16 protein-coding genes and 1 pseudogene are annotated in these 16861 nt (G+C 58.6%); 8 read left to right on the forward strand and 9 right to left on the reverse strand.

The window, feature by feature from the left end:
* Nucleotides 1-7: 7 nt before the first annotated feature.
* Complete coding sequence (locus tag LOY43_RS27795) at nt 8-1153, reverse strand: MFS transporter (protein WP_095125019.1); 1146 nt, start codon at nt 1151-1153, stop codon at nt 8-10.
* A gap of 190 nt (nt 1154-1343) precedes the next feature.
* The gene (locus LOY43_RS27800; protein WP_016985821.1) at nt 1344-2837 is read right to left on the reverse strand and encodes an aldehyde dehydrogenase; all 1494 of its coding nucleotides are present in this window, start codon (nt 2835-2837) and stop codon (nt 1344-1346) included.
* A gap of 239 nt (nt 2838-3076) precedes the next feature.
* Between LOY43_RS27800 and LOY43_RS27805 the strand changes: the two genes are divergently transcribed.
* Entirely contained in the window at nt 3077-3439 is a 363-nt protein-coding gene (locus tag LOY43_RS27805) for a cupin domain-containing protein (RefSeq protein ID WP_095049328.1), read from the forward strand.
* A gap of 180 nt (nt 3440-3619) precedes the next feature.
* On the opposite strand, the gene rpmG is transcribed toward LOY43_RS27805, so the two are convergent.
* Both rpmG and rpmB read right to left on the reverse strand, forming a co-directional pair.
* Entirely contained in the window at nt 3620-3775 is a 156-nt protein-coding gene (gene rpmG / locus LOY43_RS27810) for a 50S ribosomal protein L33 (RefSeq protein ID WP_003177274.1), read from the reverse strand.
* Nucleotides 3776-3786: 11 nt separating this feature from the next.
* Nucleotides 3787-4020 carry a 50S ribosomal protein L28 gene (gene rpmB, locus LOY43_RS27815; RefSeq protein WP_007920377.1) on the reverse strand — a complete coding sequence of 78 codons (234 nt, stop codon included), beginning with the start codon at nt 4018-4020 and terminating at the stop codon, nt 3787-3789.
* Nucleotides 4021-4468: 448 nt separating this feature from the next.
* Between rpmB and LOY43_RS27820 the strand changes: the two genes are divergently transcribed.
* Complete coding sequence (locus LOY43_RS27820) at nt 4469-6055, forward strand: ABC transporter substrate-binding protein (RefSeq protein WP_095049327.1); 1587 nt, start codon at nt 4469-4471, stop codon at nt 6053-6055.
* A 134-nt stretch (nt 6056-6189) separates the two neighbouring features.
* Here the strand turns inward: LOY43_RS27820 and radC are convergent, their stop codons facing one another.
* Nucleotides 6190-6864, reverse strand: a complete 675-nt coding sequence (radC, locus tag LOY43_RS27825; protein WP_093429665.1) for a RadC family protein — start codon at nt 6862-6864, stop codon at nt 6190-6192.
* Nucleotides 6865-6999: 135 nt separating this feature from the next.
* On the opposite strand from radC, the gene coaBC reads away from it, so the two are divergent.
* The 4 genes and pseudogenes from coaBC to argB all read left to right on the forward strand — a co-directional run bounded on the left by coaBC (nt 7000) and on the right by argB (nt 11287).
* Nucleotides 7000-8208 (forward strand): bifunctional phosphopantothenoylcysteine decarboxylase/phosphopantothenate--cysteine ligase CoaBC, encoded by a 1209-nt coding sequence (gene coaBC, locus LOY43_RS27830; protein WP_007920365.1) that lies wholly within the window; start codon nt 7000-7002, stop codon nt 8206-8208.
* A gap of 5 nt (nt 8209-8213) precedes the next feature.
* Nucleotides 8214-8669: a dUTP diphosphatase gene (gene dut, locus LOY43_RS27835; protein WP_095049326.1), complete on the forward strand. Its 456-nt coding sequence runs from the start codon at nt 8214-8216 to the stop codon at nt 8667-8669.
* 318 nt (nt 8670-8987) lie between these two features.
* A pseudogene (locus LOY43_RS27840) lies at nt 8988-10364 on the forward strand (phosphomannomutase/phosphoglucomutase); the annotation flags it as partial.
* A gap of 17 nt (nt 10365-10381) precedes the next feature.
* A complete protein-coding gene (gene argB / locus LOY43_RS27845; RefSeq protein WP_003229488.1) occupies nt 10382-11287 on the forward strand; it encodes an acetylglutamate kinase in 906 nt (301 codons plus the stop codon).
* 168 nt (nt 11288-11455) lie between these two features.
* Here the strand turns inward: argB and pyrE are convergent, their stop codons facing one another.
* Nucleotides 11456-12100, reverse strand: a complete 645-nt coding sequence (pyrE, locus tag LOY43_RS27850) for an orotate phosphoribosyltransferase (protein ID WP_008078597.1) — start codon at nt 12098-12100, stop codon at nt 11456-11458.
* An 82-nt stretch (nt 12101-12182) separates the two neighbouring features.
* Here pyrE and LOY43_RS27855 point away from each other — a divergent pair, with 82 nt between their 5' ends.
* Complete coding sequence (locus LOY43_RS27855; protein WP_007920349.1) at nt 12183-12962, forward strand: exodeoxyribonuclease III; 780 nt, start codon at nt 12183-12185, stop codon at nt 12960-12962.
* Nucleotides 12963-13040: 78 nt separating this feature from the next.
* Here LOY43_RS27855 and gltS read toward each other — a convergent pair whose 3' ends face one another.
* From gltS to rph, 3 genes are all read right to left on the reverse strand, one after another.
* The gene (gene gltS, locus LOY43_RS27860) at nt 13041-14249 is read right to left on the reverse strand and encodes a sodium/glutamate symporter (protein ID WP_258708982.1); all 1209 of its coding nucleotides are present in this window, start codon (nt 14247-14249) and stop codon (nt 13041-13043) included.
* A gap of 357 nt (nt 14250-14606) precedes the next feature.
* The gene (locus LOY43_RS27865; protein ID WP_007920344.1) at nt 14607-14975 is read right to left on the reverse strand and encodes a DUF4870 domain-containing protein; all 369 of its coding nucleotides are present in this window, start codon (nt 14973-14975) and stop codon (nt 14607-14609) included.
* 28 nt (nt 14976-15003) lie between these two features.
* Nucleotides 15004-15726, reverse strand: a complete 723-nt coding sequence (gene rph / locus LOY43_RS27870) for a ribonuclease PH (RefSeq protein WP_016985814.1) — start codon at nt 15724-15726, stop codon at nt 15004-15006.
* A 271-nt stretch (nt 15727-15997) separates the two neighbouring features.
* Here rph and LOY43_RS27875 point away from each other — a divergent pair, with 271 nt between their 5' ends.
* On the forward strand, nt 15998-16861 hold the full coding sequence (locus tag LOY43_RS27875) for a YicC/YloC family endoribonuclease (RefSeq protein WP_093429970.1): 864 nt from the start codon (nt 15998-16000) through the stop codon (nt 16859-16861).

Below are 16861 nucleotides of genomic sequence, written 5' to 3' on the forward strand. Positions count from 1 at the left end.
TTTGATGTCAGGCAGGCTCAGTAACTGCGCCAAATGCACCTTGGCGCAACAGCAATATCACCAACCCGAACGCTCCGATCGCCATCAACAACGGCAACGCATGCCCACTGATCCACTGGCTGCCCGCCCCCGCGGCCAGCGGCCCGACCAGACAACCGACACCCCACAACTGCGCAATGTGCGCATTCGCCCGCACCAGCGCATCGTCACGATAACGCTCGCCAATCAGAATCAGCGACAGAGTGAACAAACCACCGGCACTCGCCCCGAACAATACCCACAATGGCCAGATCAGTAGCGTGTCGAGCAACAGCGGAATCGCCAGACTCGACACCATCAACACCACCGCACAACCGGCGAATAGCGTACGCCGTGACAGATAATCGGCCAGCGCACCAATCGGCAGTTGCAGCAGCGCATCACCCACCACCACCGTGCTGACCATCGCCAGCGCAATCTCGGCAGTGAAGCCCTGTTGCAGGCAATACACCGGCAGTAACGTCAGGATCATCGCCTCGAATGCGGCGAACAACGACACCGCCCAGGCAATCGCCGGCAACTCACGGGCGAAGCCCCACAATTCCTTGAACGTTACGCTGCTGGCTTCACTGCTCGGCGCACCGCTGCGACCCAGCAAGAGCAATGGCGACAGCAACAGCAAAGCGACACCGACCCAGAAACCGTAATCATGCTCGGTACCCAGCGCGCCCAACAGCAACGGACCCGACAGTTGGCTCAACGCATAGCTGCTGCCATACAGCGCCACCAGTCGCCCGCGCCAGTTCTCGACCACCAGTTGATTGATCCAGCTCTCGCCGAGGATGAACACGATGGTCAGGATCACCCCGATCATCAGCCGTAGCACCAGCCAGATCGGGTAGCTCGGCAGCAACGCCAACAGACCGATCGACAGCGCCCCGGCCCACAGGCACAGGCGCATCAGGTTCGCCGTGCCGAAACGTGCCGCCAGATGACTGGAAATCTTCGCGCCCAACAACACGCCAATTGCTGGCATCGCTGCCATTACACCAATGGCGAAGGAGCCGTAGCCCCAACCTTCGAGGCGCAACGACACCAACGGCATGCTGACCCCCAGGGCCAGGCCGACACTCAAGACAGACGCCAACACGGCGAAATACGTCGCCCACCGCATGTTCCACGCTCCTGTGGATTATTTTTTTAGAGGCCACATCAAACAAATGTGGGAGCGAGCCTGCTCGCGAATGCGGCTGCACATTCAGCACATGGGCTGACTGATACACCGCTTTCGCGAGCAGGCTCGCTCCCACAGGGATCTGCCTCGTCTGGAGGATCTGCTCTTGCGAACAGACCCTCCTAACGGCTTACAGCTTGATCCACGTCGCTTTCAGCTCGGTGTACTTGTCGAACGCGTGCAGCGATTTGTCGCGACCGTTACCCGACTGCTTGAAGCCGCCGAACGGTGCGGTCATATCACCACCATCGTACTGGTTAACCCACACGCTGCCGGCGCGCAGTGCCTTGGCGGTCAAATGCGCCTTGGAGATGTCCTGGGTCCATACCGCAGCGGCCAAGCCATACGGCGTGTCGTTGGCGATCTGGATCGCTTCTTCAGCCGTATCGAAAGCGATGACCGACAGCACCGGGCCGAAGATCTCTTCCTGAGCGATCTTCATCGCGTTGCTCACGCCATCGAAAATGGTCGGCTCAACGTAAGTGCCGCCGGTTTCCTGAAGAATGCGCTTACCGCCAGCCACCAGTTTGGCGCCATCGGTATGACCGGATTCGATGTACGACAGCACGGTGTTCATCTGCTGGGTATCGACCAGCGCACCGACGTTGGTCGCCGGGTCCAGCGGATTGCCCGGTTTCCAGGTTTTCAGCGCCTCGATCACCATCGGCAGGAATGTGTCCTTGATCGAACGCTCGACCAGCAGACGCGAACCGGCGGTGCAGACTTCGCCCTGGTTGAACGCGATGGCGCTGGCAGCGGATTCGGCAGCCGCTTGCAGATCCGGCGCATCGGCAAAGACGATGTTCGGGCTCTTGCCGCCGGCTTCCAGCCAGACGCGTTTCATGTTCGATTCGCCGGAGTAGATCATCAGTTGCTTGGCGATTTTGGTCGAACCGGTGAACACCAGCGTGTCGACATCGTTGTGCAGGGCCAGCGCCTTGCCGACGGTGTGACCGTAGCCCGGCAGCACGTTGAGCACGCCTTTCGGAATACCGGCTTCAACAGCCAGCGCAGCGATACGGATGGCGGTCAGCGGGGATTTTTCCGATGGCTTGAGGATCACCGAGTTACCGGTCGACAGCGCCGGGCCGAGTTTCCAGCAGGCCATCATCAGCGGGAAGTTCCACGGCACGATGGCGCCGACCACGCCTACCGGCTCGCGGGTTACCAGACCCAGCTGGTCGTGCGGCGTAGCGGCGACTTCGTCGTAGATCTTGTCGATCGCTTCACCGCTCCAGCTCAGCGCTTGCGCCGCACCCGGAACGTCGATGTACAGCGAATCGCTGATCGGCTTGCCCATGTCGAGGGTTTCGAGCAGGGCCAGTTCTTCGGCGTGCTGCTTAAGCAGGCCGGCAAAACGAATCATGGTGGCTTTGCGTTTGGTCGGCGCCAGGCGCGACCAGACGCCGGAATTGAAAGTAGCGCGGGCGTTTTCCACGGCGCGCTGGGCGTCGGCGGCGTCACAGCTGGCGATCTTGCCAAGCAGACGGCCATCGACCGGACTGATGCACTCGAAGGTCTCGCCGGAGACGGCGTCGGTGTATTCGCCATTGAGGTAGGCGCGGCCTTCGATTTTCAGGTCGCGGGCGCGTTGTTCCCAGTCGGCACGAGTCAGGGTGGTCATTTCGAGTGTCCTCCGCTTGTTGAATACGAGCGCCGCGCGATCTTCGCCAGCGTCCTCAGGAATTCTGCCCGGCCAGCCGGTTTTTCGGCCAGAGGCACCCGCCACCCTAAACCAGCGGCCGGGGTTGTTTCAATATATTTGACATAAGGTGGTCATACGGCCTTGCGGTGTTGATTTTAATCAACATAGACTTTGACCCTTTCCAGCCAATCGCGCCGTATTCACGGGGGATAACAACAATGAACATCCAGAACGTCGTCGACATCAGCCTGACCAGCAGCGAAGCCGAACGCTATCGCCCGGACCCGGCGAAGGTGCTGAAGGGAGATCCTGAGCAAGCGGTGTTCCATCAGTACGAAAGCCCCTGTGGGCAGATGGGCGTTGGCGTTTGGGAAGGTGCGATCGGGCAGTGGACGGTGAATTACACCGAGCATGAGTACTGCGAAATCCTGCAGGGGGTCTCGGTGCTGCGTGACGGCGAGGGCAATGCCAAGACGTTACGCGTTGGCGACCGGTTTGTGATTCCGGCAGGGTTTCGGGGCACTTGGGAAGTGCTTGAGGCTTGCCGCAAGATCTATGTGATCTTTGAACAGAAGGCTTGAGGATTTTCGCTGGCTGATCCGGCCCTATCGCGAGCAGGCTCACTCCTACAGGTGACCGCATTCCAATTTAGGAGTGAGCCTGCTCGCGATAGGGCCAGAACAGGAAACACAAAATCCGAGGCAACAAAAAAGGCCCGTATCGTGAGATACGGGCCTTTTTCGTAAGTCGGGAAAAATCAATTACTTGATTTTGCCTTCCTTGTAGATCACGTGCTTGCGAACAACCGGATCATATTTCTTGATCTCGATTTTGTCCGGGGTAGTACGCTTGTTCTTGTCGGTAGTGTAGAAGTGACCAGTACCGGCGCTCGAGATCAAACGAATCAATTCACGCATGATTAGCTCCCTTAAATCTTGCCATCGCGGCGAAGTTCGGCGAGCACGACAGTGATGCCACGCTTGTCGATGATACGCATGCCTTTGGCAGATACGCGCAGACGCACAAAACGTTTCTCTTCTTCAACCCAGAAGCGGTGATGCTGCAGGTTCGGCAGGAAACGACGACGGGTTTTGTTGTTTGCGTGGGAAATGTTATTCCCAGTCACCGGACCCTTACCGGTAACTTGACATACTCTCGACATGCCTCAGCCCTCTAAAACCACATGCCCAACCCGGCATGGGTTGGCCGCTTAATCTCTCAGTCATTTGGCGCCAGGCGCCGCGTTTCTTTAGAGGTCTTACCGGCTACACCTACAGTGAAGGAACCGGGCCCCTAGAAAAGAGCGCTGCTTTATACCAGAAAGACTTCAGAGCAACAACATTCGGTGTGCAAACAATCCACAAAAAGGCGCTTTTTCAGCCTGCGAACGGCTTGGATAAAGGCTGGCATCGATTTTTACCACTCGTCGCAGAAAACCACCCTTGCGGGCGATTCAGACTTTTTACCGCGCACCGCGGTCTGAAAAACCGCCATCACTGTGCCCCGAAAATGCAAAAAGGGGATAGTCATTTGTAATCCAGACCTCTAGGGTAGGCCTTTTCCAGACTGCACTTGCAGATGGGCCTTCGATCTGTAAAAGGAAACCGACCATGCGCCTCGCTGCCCTACCCCTGTTGCTCGCCCCGCTCCTGCTGAGCCCCCTGGCCCAGGCCGCCGCGCTGAGCGTCTGCACCGAGGCCAGCCCTGAAGGGTTCGACGTGGTGCAGTACAACTCGCTGACCACCACCAACGCCTCGGCCGACGTGCTGATGAACCGTCTCGTTGAATTCGACACCGCCAGCGGCAAAGTCGTGCCGAGCCTGGCCGACAGCTGGGAAGTCAGCACCGATGGCCTGACGTATGTCTTCAAGCTACACCCGCAGGTGAAGTTTCATACGACTGACTACTTCAGGCCGAGCCGTGAGCTGACCGCAGAAGACGTCAAATTCAGCTTCGACCGCATGCTCGACCCGGCCAACCCGTGGCACAAAGTCGCCCAAAGCGGCTTCCCCCATGCGCAATCGATGCAGTTGCCAGCGCTGATCAAGAAGATCGACGCGCTCGATCCGCTGACCGTGCGTTTCACCCTTGATCACCCGGACTCGACCTTCCTGGCGACACTGAGCATGGGCTTCGCCTCGATCTACTCCGCCGAATACGCCGACAAATTGATGAAGGCCAACGCCACGGACAAGCTCAACAGCCAGCCGATCGGTACCGGCCCGTTTGTGTTCAACCGCTTCCAGAAAGACGCGGCGATTCGCTACAAGGCCAACCCGGATTACTTTGGCGGCAAGCCTTCGGTAGACCCGTTGATCTTCGCCATCACCCCGGACGCCAACGTGCGCCTGCAAAAGCTACGGCGCAACGAATGCCAGATCGCCCTGTCGCCAAAACCTTTGGACGTACAGGCCGCGCTGAAAGAGCCGACACTAAAAGTCGAAAAGACTGACGCCTTCATGACCTCTTTCGTTGGCATCAACAGCCAGCATCCGCCGCTGGACAAGCCAGAGGTGCGTCAGGCCATCAACCTCGCCTTCGACAAGGCCAACTACATCAAAGCGGTGTTCGAAGACACCGCCGAAGCGGCCAATGGCCCTTACCCACCGAACACCTGGAGTTATGCGAAGAACCTGCCGGGTTACCCGCATGACGTGGCCAAAGCCAAGGCGCTGATGGCCAAGGCCGGTTTGAAAGACGGCTTCCAGACCACCATCTGGACGCGTCCATCAGGCAGCCTGCTCAACCCGAACCCAAGCCTCGGTGCACAGTTGTTGCAATCGGATCTGGCGGAAATCGGTATTCAGGCGGAAATCCGCGTGATCGAGTGGGGCGAACTGATTCGCCGCGCCAAGGCGGGCGAGCATGACCTGCTGTTCATGGGCTGGGCCGGCGACAACGGCGACCCGGACAATTTCCTGACACCGCAGTTTTCCTGCGCCGCGGTCAAATCGGGCACCAACTTCGCGCGCTACTGCAATGCCGATCTGGACAAGCTGATCAGCGCCGGCAAGACCACCAGCGAACAAGGTGTACGCACCAAGCTGTACGAGCAGGCGCAGGCGCAGATTCAGCAGCAGGCGTTGTGGTTGCCGCTGGCGCATCCGACCGCTTATGCGCTGACACGTAAGGACGTGCAGGGTTACTCGGTAAGCCCCTTTGGCCGCCAGGACTATTCGAAGGTAAACCTGAAATAACCTGCCCTGCACATAACGTGTAGGAGTGAGCCTGCTCGCGATGGCGTCATTTCAGTCAACCCATTCGGTGACTGGAAAATTGCTATCGCGAGCAGGCTCACTCCTACAGGGGTTTAGCGTTTTTCCCCTGAACTTTACATCCAGCCACACTCAGCCATCGACAACGGCTCACCATCGCCGACGATGAAGTGATCGAGCACCCGCACATCAATCAGCTCCAGTGCCTTTTGCAGTCGCTTGGTCAGCAGCCGATCTGCCTGACTGGGGTCAGTGTTCCCCGATGGATGGTTGTGGCACAGGATCAACGCAGCGGCGTTATTGGCCAAACATCGCTTCACAACCTCGCGTGGATGCACGCTGGTGTTGTCGATTGAGCCGCGAAACAGTATCTCGAAATTCAGTACTTGATGTTTGGAGTCGAGAAACAGGCAACCAAACACCTCATGCGGTTCGTGACGCAGCATCGATTTCAGATAATCGCGAACGACCTGAGGGTTTTCCAGGGCTGGTTTCTGCCGTGATTTCTCAGCCAGATGCCGCCTGTTCATTTCCTGAGCAGCTTGCAGTTGCGCAAACTTCGCCGGCCCGAGCCCCAATTGTTTACTGAATTCGTCCTGATCGGCCTCAAGCAGCAAACGCAGACTACCGAATTGAGTCAACAGATTGCGCGCCAGATCCACAGCACTTAGTCCGGGCAATCCGGTGCGCAGAAAAATCGCCAGTAACTCAGCGTCCGAAAGGCTCGCTGCCCCGTGCTCCAACAACCTTTCCCGCGGACGTTCCGCCGCAGGCCAATCGCGAATACTCATAGCACTTCCCTGTCTGTGGGCGCCGCTGTTCCGTAGCGGTCGCTGTGATATCGTAGCCCATCTTTTTTGCGGGCGAATTCACCCTGGGGAGGGGGTTTCGCCACGTATGTCACCCACGAAATGAAAGGCAGACCTATGCAGCGGCTGTATCGGAAACGCATCGTGCTCGGCGTCGGCGGCGGCATCGCGGCCTACAAGAGCGCCGATCTGGTTCGTCGCCTGATCGATCAGGGTGCCGAAGTACGCGTGGTCATGACCCATGGCGGCGCCGAGTTCATCACCCCGCTGACAATGCAAGCGCTGTCCGGCCACCCAGTCCACCTCGACTTGCTCGACCCGGCTGCCGAAGCCGCGATGGGCCACATCGAGCTGGCGAAATGGGCCGATCTGGTACTGATCGCCCCGGCCACCGCCGACCTGATCGCCCGCCTGGCCCAAGGCATCGCCAACGATTTGCTGACCACCCTGGTGCTGGCCACCGACGCCGTTGTGGCAGTCGCGCCGGCAATGAATCAGGCGATGTGGCGTGATCCGGCGACCCAGGCCAACCTGCAACTCCTGGAAAGTCGTGGCCTGAAGACCTTCGGCCCGGCCTCGGGTAGCCAGGCCTGCGGCGACGTCGGCATGGGCCGCATGATGGAGGCCACCGACCTCGCACAATGCGCGGCGGACTGCTTCCAGCGCCAGGCGCTGACCGGCAAACACGTCGTCATCACCGCCGGCCCGACTCAGGAAAACATCGACCCGGTTCGCTACATCACTAACCACAGCTCCGGCAAAATGGGCTTCGCCCTCGCTGAAGCCGCAGTTGAGGCCGGCGCCCGCGTCACGCTGATCAGCGGCCCGGTGCACCTGCCGACACCGGATCGCGTCACGCGTATCGACGTGGTCAGCGCCCGCGACATGCTCGCGGCTTGCGAGTCGGCGATCCCGTGCGATGTGTTCATCGCCTCGGCAGCCGTTGCGGACTACCGCCCGGAAGTCGTCGCCCCGCAAAAACTCAAGAAAGATCCTACGAGCGGTGACGGCTTCGTCCTGCAAATGGTGCGTAACCCGGACATCCTGGCCACCATCGCGACGCGTCCCGACCGTCCGTTCAGTGTCGGTTTCGCCGCCGAGACCGAACACCTGCTCGACTACGCTGCACGCAAGCTGAAGGACAAGAATCTCGATTTGATCGTCGCCAACGACGTCGCCAACCCGAGCATCGGTTTCAACAGCGAAGAAAACGCCTGCAGCGTGATTGACCGTGCGCTGCACGCCACGGTTTTCGCCCAGACCAGCAAGAGCAAGATCGCTCGCCAACTGGTCACCTTTATCGCCGAACGTCTGAACCAGGTTTAATTTACATGCACGCTTTGCAAGCCAAGATCCTCGACCCACGCATCGGCACCGAATTCCCGCTGCCGCAATACGCCACCCCGGGTTCCGCCGGCCTCGACCTGCGCGCCATGCTGGATCAGGACATCGTGATCAAGCCGGGTGAAACCGTGCTGATCCCCACCGGTCTGTCGGTTTACATCGGCGACCCGAACCTCGCCGCGCTGATCCTGCCGCGCTCGGGCATGGGCCATAAGCACGGCATCGTGCTGGGCAACCTCGTGGGTCTGATTGACTCGGATTATCAGGGCCCGCTGATGGTGTCTTGCTGGAACCGTGGCCAGACCGACTTCACCATGACCGTCGGCGAACGTCTGGCGCAACTGGTGCTGGTACCGGTGGTACAGGCGCATTTCGAAATGGTTGAAGAGTTCGTCGAAACCGAACGCGGCACTGGCGGATTTGGCCATACCGGCACCAAATAACCGGAGCCATCTTCTGTAGGAGCTGCCGCAGGCTGCGATCTTTTGATTTTTAAGATCAAGATCAATAGATCGCAGCCTGCGGCAGCTCCTACAGGGGGAAGTTTCAGCAGATCAGCTGAAAGGTTTAACACCGAAAATCAAGGTTTTGCCGGCCGAAAGCCACGCCCGCCGAGGCATCATGGCCCTTTCATACCACGAACTCTCCGTGGAAAACGCCGTCATACCCTTCAGTTTGAGCCTGCCGTCGAACGATTCGTCGGTCTGTCCCGCCACTTTCGAGATGGAGCATTTCCGTAGATGAGCACCCCAGCCAAGATCGCCCCGAAGCTGCCCGACAGCATTTTCCGCGCCTATGACATTCGCGGCACCGTGCCGGAATTCCTCAATGCCGAAACCGCTTACTGGATCGGCCGCGCCATCGGTTCGCAGAGCCTGGCCCAAGGTGAGCCGAACGTTTCCGTCGGTCGCGACGGCCGCCTGTCCGGCCCGGAGCTGGTTGCAGAACTGATTCGCGGCATCGCCGAAAGCGGCTGCCACGTCAGCGATGTCGGCCTGGTGCCAACGCCCGCGCTGTACTACGCCGCCAACGTCCTGGCCGGCAAATCCGGGGTGATGCTCACCGGCAGCCACAACCCGTCGAACTACAACGGTTTCAAGATCGTCATCGCCGGCGACACCCTCGCCAACGAACAGATCCAGGCCCTGCACGAGCGCCTCAAGACCAACAACTTGAGCAGCGGCACCGGCAGTGTCACTCAGGTCGAGATCCTCGACCGCTACAACACCGAAATCGTCCAGGACATCAAACTGGCGCGGCGCATGAAGGTCGTGGTCGACTGCGGCAACGGCGCGGCCGGTGTGATCGCCCCGCAACTGATCGAAGCGCTGAATTGCGAAGTCATCCCGCTGTTCTGCGAGGTCGATGGCAACTTCCCGAACCACCACCCGGATCCGGGCAAGCCTGAAAACCTCGTCGATCTGATCGCCAAAGTCAAAGAAACCAACGCCGACATCGGCCTGGCTTTCGACGGCGACGGCGACCGTGTCGGCGTGGTGACCAACACCGGCAGCATCGTTTACCCCGATCGCCTGCTGATGCTGTTCGCCCGTGACGTGGTCGCGCGCAACCCGGACGCGGAAATCATCTTCGACGTCAAATGCACCCGCCGCCTGGTGCCGCTGATCAAGGAATACGGTGGTCGTCCGCTAATGTGGAAGACCGGTCATTCGTTGATCAAAAAGAAAATGAAACAATCCGGTGCACTATTGGCCGGTGAAATGAGCGGGCACATCTTCTTCAAGGAGCGCTGGTTCGGTTTCGACGACGGCATCTACAGCGCCGCACGGCTGCTGGAGATCCTCAGCAAGGAAAAATCCACCGCGGAAGAGCTGTTTGCGACCTTCCCGAACGATATTTCTACGCCGGAAATCAATATCCATGTGACCGAAGAGAGCAAATTCAGCATCATTGATGCACTGCACGACGCACAGTGGGGCGCAGGCGCTGACCTGACCACCATCGACGGCGTGCGAGTCGATTACGCCAAAGGCTGGGGCCTGGTGCGCGCGTCCAACACCACACCGGTGCTGGTGCTGCGCTTCGAGGCCGATGACGAGGCAGAACTTGCGCGTATCAAGGACGTATTCCACGCCCAATTGAAACGTGTTGCACCTGATCTCCAACTACCGTTCTGATCCACCCGGAGCCCTGAATGACCCTCGAACGCGAAGCCGCCGCCCATACCGCCCAGGTCCTGTCCGAAGCGTTGCCTTACATCCGACGTTATGTCGGCAAGACCCTGGTGATCAAATACGGCGGCAACGCGATGGAAAGTGAGGAGCTGAAAACCGGCTTTGCGCGCGACATCGTCTTGATGAAAGCCGTGGGCATCAACCCGGTCGTGGTTCACGGTGGCGGCCCGCAGATCGGCGATCTGCTCAAGCGTCTGTCGATCGAAAGCCACTTCGTCGATGGTATGCGCGTCACCGACGCCGCGACCATGGATGTGGTGGAAATGGTCCTTGGCGGCCAGGTCAACAAAAGCATCGTCAACCTGATCAACCGTCACGGCGGCAGCGCCATCGGCCTGACCGGTAAAGACGCCGGGCTGATTCGTGCGAAGAAGCTCACCGTCACCCGTCAGACCCCGGAGATGACCCAGCCGGAAATCATCGACATCGGTCAGGTCGGCGAAGTGGTTGGGATCAACACCGAACTGCTGAACCTGCTGGTCAAAGGCAACTTCATTCCGGTGATTGCGCCGATTGGCGTGGGTGAGAACGGCGAGTCGTACAACATCAACGCGGATCTGGTGGCTGGTAAAGTCGCCGAGGCACTGAAAGCCGAGAAGCTGATGTTGCTGACCAATATTGCCGGCCTGATGGACAAGTCGGGCACCGTGTTGACCGGCCTGAGCACGCAGCAGGTCGACGACCTGATCGCCGACGGCACTATCTACGGCGGTATGCTGCCGAAGATCCGTTGTGCACTGGAAGCGGTTCAGGGCGGCGTGGGCAGCTCGCTGATCATCGACGGCCGCGTGCCGAACGCGATCCTGCTGGAAATCTTCACCGACACCGGTGTGGGCACGCTGATCAGCAATCGCAAGCGCCCATAAGCGCTGACGTAAACAAAAAGACCCCGCTCAGCCTGGCTGAGCGGGGTCTTTTTTTGCACCACATTCCCTGTGGGAGCGAGCCTGCTCGCGAAAGCGGTCTTTGCCTCACATTAATATTGAATGTGAAGCCTTCTTCGCGAGCAGGCTCGCTCCCACAGTGCTCTGCGGTTAAACGCCGAACTGGGCGCGGTAGGCTTCTACGGCTGGCAGGTGTTGCTTGAGCTGCGGATCATCGGCAAGGAATTCCAGCACCTGATTCAGCGAAACAATGCTGATCACCGGGATACCGAAATCACGCTCGACTTCTTGAATGGCCGACAATTCACCGTTGCCACGTTCCTGACGGTTCAGCGCAATCAGCACGCCCGCAGCCTTGGCACCGTCCTGGGAAGCGATGATCTGCATCACTTCGCGGATTGCTGTACCGGCCGTGATTACGTCATCAATGATCAGCACATCGCCAGTCAGTGGCGCGCCGACCAGACTACCGCCCTCGCCGTGGGCCTTGGCTTCCTTGCGGTTGAAACACCACGGCAGATCACGGTCGTGGTGCTCGGCCAACGCGACAGCTGTGGTCGCTGCCAACGGGATGCCTTTGTAGGCCGGTCCAAACAGAACGTCGAAGGGAATACCGCTTTCGGCAATGGCTGCAGCGTAGAAACGCCCCAACTGCGCCAGGGCCGAACCCGAGTTGAACAGGCCGGCGTTGAAGAAGTAAGGACTGGTGCGCCCGGACTTCAGGGTGAACTCACCGAAGCGCAAAACGCCGCGATCGATGGCAAAACGAATGAAATCGCGCTGATACGCTTGCATGAAAAAAACCCCAAATACCACGGATTTAGCTAATTAGCTTGACGCCGTGTATCATACACGCACGCGATTTTTGGGGCCATTTATGCGGATCATCAGTGTGAACGTCAATGGTATTCAGGCTGCAGTCGAGCGTGGTTTGCTCAGTTGGCTGCAAGCACAGAATGCCGACGTCATCTGCCTGCAGGACACCCGTGCCTCCGCCTTTGAACTGGATGACCCAGCCTTCCAACTGGATGGCTACTTCCTTTATGCCTGCGATGCTGAAGTCCCTGCCCAAGGCGGCGTGGCTTTGTATTCGCGGTTGCAACCGAAGGCTGTCATCAGCGGTCTCGGTTTCGAGACGGCCGACCGCTACGGGCGCTACCTGCAAGCAGATTTCGACAAAGTCAGTATTGCCACCTTGCTGCTTCCTTCGGGGATGAACGGCGATGAGGACTTGAACCAGAAGTTCAAGCTCATGGACGACTTCGGCAAGTACCTGGACAAACAGCGGCGCAAACGTCGCGAGTACATTTATTGTGGCTCGCTGTACGTGGCGCAGCAGAAGCTCGACATCAAGAACTGGCGCGACAGCCAGCAATCCCCGGGCTTCCTGGCGCCAGAACGCGCCTGGATGGACGAGATTGTCGGCAACATGGGCTATGTCGATGCCCTGCGCGAAGTCAGCCGCGAAGGTGACCAGTACAGCTGGTGGCCGGACAACGAACAGGCCGAGATGCTCAATCTCGGCTGGCGGTTTGACTACCAGATCCTGACCCCGGGCCTGCGGCGCTTCGTGCGCAGTGCTCGCCTGCCGCGTCAACCACGGTTCTCGCAGCACGCACCGCTGATCGTCGACTACGACTGGACGCTGACCATCTAAGCGTCGTTTCGCAGTTAAAAATGCCCGTATCGCAAGATACGGGCATTTTTTGTGCGTCAGTGCCAAGCCGATTCGGACTCAGACAGCGGCGAAGAACGGTAAGGCCAGGTAGAGCTTGATCACGACGACATTAATGATATCGATGAAAAACGCTCCGACCATCGGCACCACCAGAAAGGCAATCTGCGACGGCCCATAACGCTGCGTCACTGCCTGCATATTGGCAATCGCCGTCGGCGTCGCACCCAATCCGAAACCGCAATGCCCTGCCGCCAGCACGGCCGCGTCGTAGTTGCGCCCCATCATCCGGAATGTCACGAAAATCGCGAACAACGCCATGACCAGCGCCTGTACAGCCAGAATGATGAAAATCGGCAACGCCAGTGCGGCCAGATCCCACAACTTGAGCGACATCAGGGCAATCGCCAGAAACAGCGACAAGCTGACATTACCCAGCACCGACACCTCACGCTCGAACACCTGATACAGACCCAACGCCGAAAGCCCGTTGCGCAAGACCACGCCAACAAACAGAACACAAACGAACGTCGGCAACTCGAATGAAGTACCGTGCAGCCAGCCATTCAGAAGATTGCCCGCCAACAAGCTGACTGCAATCAGGGCGAGTGTTTCTATAAACGAAAACGGGGTAATCGAGCGTTCTTTGTTTGGTTGCTCGAAGCCTCTTGGCAACCGCGGCGTTTGCTGATTCTGACAACCGGGCACCTGCACTCGCTTGATGAGCAACCGTGCAACCGGTCCACCAATCAAACCACCCAGCACCAGACCAAACGTCGCGGAGGCGATCGCCAGCTCGGAGGCAGAGGCCAGACCGTATTTCTCACTGAATACCGTACCCCACGCAGCCCCAGTGCCGTGACCGCCCGCCAAGGTGATCGATCCGGTCAGCAGTCCCATCAATGGATCGAGCCCGAGCATTGTTGCCAGCCCGATCCCCATCGCATTTTGCACCACCAACAATCCGGTGACTGCCAACAGAAATATCCCGACAACGCGCCCGCCTTTCTTCAAGCTGGCAAAGTCTGCACTTAGACCAATGGTGGCAAAAAAGGCCAGCATCAAAGGTGTCTGCAGCGAAGTATCGAAACGAATTTCAATATTTAGCGTTCGCAGCAGCAACAAGATCAAGGCAACTACCAGGCCACCCGCGACCGGTTCAGGGATATTGTAACTGCGCATGAAGCCAACACGCATAACTAGCCCGCGCCCTAGCAAAAGAACTAAGGAGGCGGCCACAAGTGTTCCGTAAAAATCGAGCTGAATCATTGGGATTATTCTTGGCTATATATTCAGAGACGTGCTTTTTACCTGCGCCCGCCTCATGAACCGGCTGATTGTCTCAACACTGATTACTCGGAAATTCAATAGCCTTCGATGGCTTGAATATATCTTAATATTTCAGGAGAAATATTATCCGAGCAACTTTAACAATCGTCGCCTTTGATTCCAAGGCCATGAATCCGAACTAAGCCGATGCAGTTGTGACTAAAAGTGTATATACAGAAAGAGTATCGACCGATCATCGCGATCAGATCATTCCTACCCATAATAGCGATTAATTTTGTTGCATTAATAAAATGCCCTGACAGGTCAGGGCATTTGTTTTAAAACTTTTCGAGCGCCTTATTTGATCAGCCGCCAGGTAAACGGATATCGGTAAGGAAAACCTTCATTGGCCTTCACACCGGCGATGATGGTCAAAACGAGCGCACCGATAGCCAGTATCCCCAACAGGAAGAACCCGATGATCAGCACCATCAGCAGGAAACAGATCAACGAGGCGATGGCGACGGTGATCTGAAAATTCAGCGCCTCCTTGCCTTGAGCGTCGATGAACGGGTCCGTTTCGCGCTTCATCTGCCAGAGGATCAACGGCCCGATCAGATTGCCGAACGGAATCCAGATCCCCAGCAAGGCCGACAAATGACAAAACATCGCCCACTGGCGAACCTCCTGGCTCGGTTTGGGCAGCAACTCTTGTTCGTCACTCATCGCGTCCTCCTTGCGGTTATGAACCTGCTCAGTCGGCCAGTGCTGCCTTTTGCAGTTCGAAGATTTCGTTCATGCCTTGCTTGGCCAGTTCCAGCATGGCGTTCAAGTCTTCAGGCTGGAACGGCGCGCCTTCAGCCGTACCCTGCACCTCGATGAAACCACCGGTGCTGGTCATCACCACGTTGAGGTCAGTCTCGGCGGCGGAATCTTCAAGATAGTCCAGATCCAGCACAGCCTCACCCTGATACATGCCGACCGACACGGCACCGATCATCTGCTTGAGCGGATCGCCACCCTTCAGGCCGCCACGCTTCTTGATTACTTTCAGCGCATCAACCAGTGCAACCATGGCGCCGGTGATCGAAGCCGTGCGAGTACCACCGTCGGCCTGGATCACGTCGCAGTCGACGTACAGGGTCACATCGCCCAGCTTGGACATGTCCAGCGCAGCGCGCAGGGAACGGCCGATCAGGCGCTGGATTTCCAGGGTGCGGCCGCCCTGCTTGCCACGGCTCGCTTCACGCTGGTTACGCTCGCCAGTGGCGCGCGGCAGCATGCCGTATTCGGCGGTCAACCAACCCTGGCCCTGGCCTTTGAGGAAGCGCGGCACACCGTTTTCGACGCTGACGGTGCAGATGACTTTGGTATCACCGAATTCGACCAGTACGGATCCCTCGGCGTGTTTGGTGTAGTTGCGGGTAATGCGGATCGAGCGGAGCTGATCGGCAGCGCGACCACTTGGACGTTTCATAGGGAATACCTGTACTGGGGACGGAAAACTGCCGAGCATTATAGAGCGCTGCACCGCGCGTGGGCACTCGTTAAAAATCCAGCCCGACGATCGAAGGCCCTGAAACACCCGTTACCGACGGGATGCAGCCCTTTGTCACACCGTGTGTTTGGGCGCATTCGCCGCACTGCGCTACAATCCTGCGCCTTTGCTGCCAGTCGGCTTAAATTCATACATATCGCGCCTGCGGAACACAGGTTTCGCGCCGATCTGCATTTGCGAGGTCACCGCCATGGTGCACAGCATGACCGCCTTCGCCCGCGTCGAAAAAGCCGGCGCACAGGGCACCCTGAGCTGGGAACTGCGCTCGGTGAACAGCCGCTATCTGGAACCCCACCTGCGCCTGCCGGAGTCGTTTCGCGACCTCGAAGGCGCGGTGCGTGAAGCGCTGCGTCAGGGCCTGTCGCGGGGCAAACTCGAATGCACCCTGCGTTTCACCGAAGAAAGCACCGGCAAAACCCTGCAAGTCGATCGCGAGCGCGCCGCGCAGCTGGTTGCTGCAGCCGAGACCGTTGCCGGGCTGATCAAAAACCCTGCCGCACTCAACCCGCTGGAAGTGCTGGCCTGGCCCGGCGTACTGGTGGGCGATGCGAGCGACCCGCAGGCGCTGAATGCCGACGCACTGGCGCTTTTCAATCAAGGCCTGAAAGAGCTGAAGGCCGGCCGCGAGCGCGAAGGCGCGGAGCTGGCACGCCTGATCAACGAGCGTCTGACCTCCATCGAAGAAGACGTCGTGACCCTGCGCGAACTGGTGCCGCAGATGCTCGCGACCCAGCGTCAGAAAGTCCTCGATCGCTTCGCTGACATGAAGGCCGAGCTGGATCCGCAGCGCCTGGAACAGGAAATGGTCATCCTCGCGCAAAAGAGCGACGTGGCCGAAGAACTGGATCGCCTGAGCACCCACATCATCGAAGTTCGCCGGGTGCTCAAGTCCGGCGGTGCCGCTGGTCGGCGCCTGGACTTCCTGATGCAGGAACTCAACCGCGAAGCCAACACACTGGGCTCCAAGGCCTTCGACCCGCGCAGCACCCAAGCCGCCGTCAACCTCAAGGTGTTGATCGAGCAGATGCGCGAACAAGTGCAGAATATTGAGTAA

Origin of the sequence: Pseudomonas sp. B21-041, from assembly GCF_024748675.1 — a bacterium.
Lineage (GTDB): Bacteria > Pseudomonadota > Gammaproteobacteria > Pseudomonadales > Pseudomonadaceae > Aquipseudomonas > Aquipseudomonas neuropathica.

Bases quoted from the DNA above. Each gene is read 5' to 3' on its own strand.
- LOY43_RS27795 (WP_095125019.1), bottom strand. From the start codon at position 1,153: ATGCGGTGGGCGACGTATTTCGCCGTGTTGGCGTCTGTCTTGAGTGTC.
- LOY43_RS27800 (WP_016985821.1), bottom strand. From the start codon at position 2,837: ATGACCACCCTGACTCGTGCCGACTGGGAACAACGCGCCCGCGACCTG.
- LOY43_RS27805 (WP_095049328.1), top strand. From the start codon at position 3,077: ATGAACATCCAGAACGTCGTCGACATCAGCCTGACCAGCAGCGAAGCC.
- rpmG (WP_003177274.1), bottom strand. From the start codon at position 3,775: ATGCGTGAATTGATTCGTTTGATCTCGAGCGCCGGTACTGGTCACTTC.
- rpmB (WP_007920377.1), bottom strand. From the start codon at position 4,020: ATGTCGAGAGTATGTCAAGTTACCGGTAAGGGTCCGGTGACTGGGAAT.
- LOY43_RS27820 (WP_095049327.1), top strand. From the start codon at position 4,469: ATGCGCCTCGCTGCCCTACCCCTGTTGCTCGCCCCGCTCCTGCTGAGC.
- radC (WP_093429665.1), bottom strand. From the start codon at position 6,864: ATGAGTATTCGCGATTGGCCTGCGGCGGAACGTCCGCGGGAAAGGTTG.
- coaBC (WP_007920365.1), top strand. From the start codon at position 7,000: ATGCAGCGGCTGTATCGGAAACGCATCGTGCTCGGCGTCGGCGGCGGC.
- dut (WP_095049326.1), top strand. From the start codon at position 8,214: ATGCACGCTTTGCAAGCCAAGATCCTCGACCCACGCATCGGCACCGAA.
- argB (WP_003229488.1), top strand. From the start codon at position 10,382: ATGACCCTCGAACGCGAAGCCGCCGCCCATACCGCCCAGGTCCTGTCC.
- pyrE (WP_008078597.1), bottom strand. From the start codon at position 12,100: ATGCAAGCGTATCAGCGCGATTTCATTCGTTTTGCCATCGATCGCGGC.
- LOY43_RS27855 (WP_007920349.1), top strand. From the start codon at position 12,183: ATGCGGATCATCAGTGTGAACGTCAATGGTATTCAGGCTGCAGTCGAG.
- gltS (WP_258708982.1), bottom strand. From the start codon at position 14,249: ATGATTCAGCTCGATTTTTACGGAACACTTGTGGCCGCCTCCTTAGTT.
- LOY43_RS27865 (WP_007920344.1), bottom strand. From the start codon at position 14,975: ATGAGTGACGAACAAGAGTTGCTGCCCAAACCGAGCCAGGAGGTTCGC.
- rph (WP_016985814.1), bottom strand. From the start codon at position 15,726: ATGAAACGTCCAAGTGGTCGCGCTGCCGATCAGCTCCGCTCGATCCGC.
- LOY43_RS27875 (WP_093429970.1), top strand. From the start codon at position 15,998: ATGGTGCACAGCATGACCGCCTTCGCCCGCGTCGAAAAAGCCGGCGCA.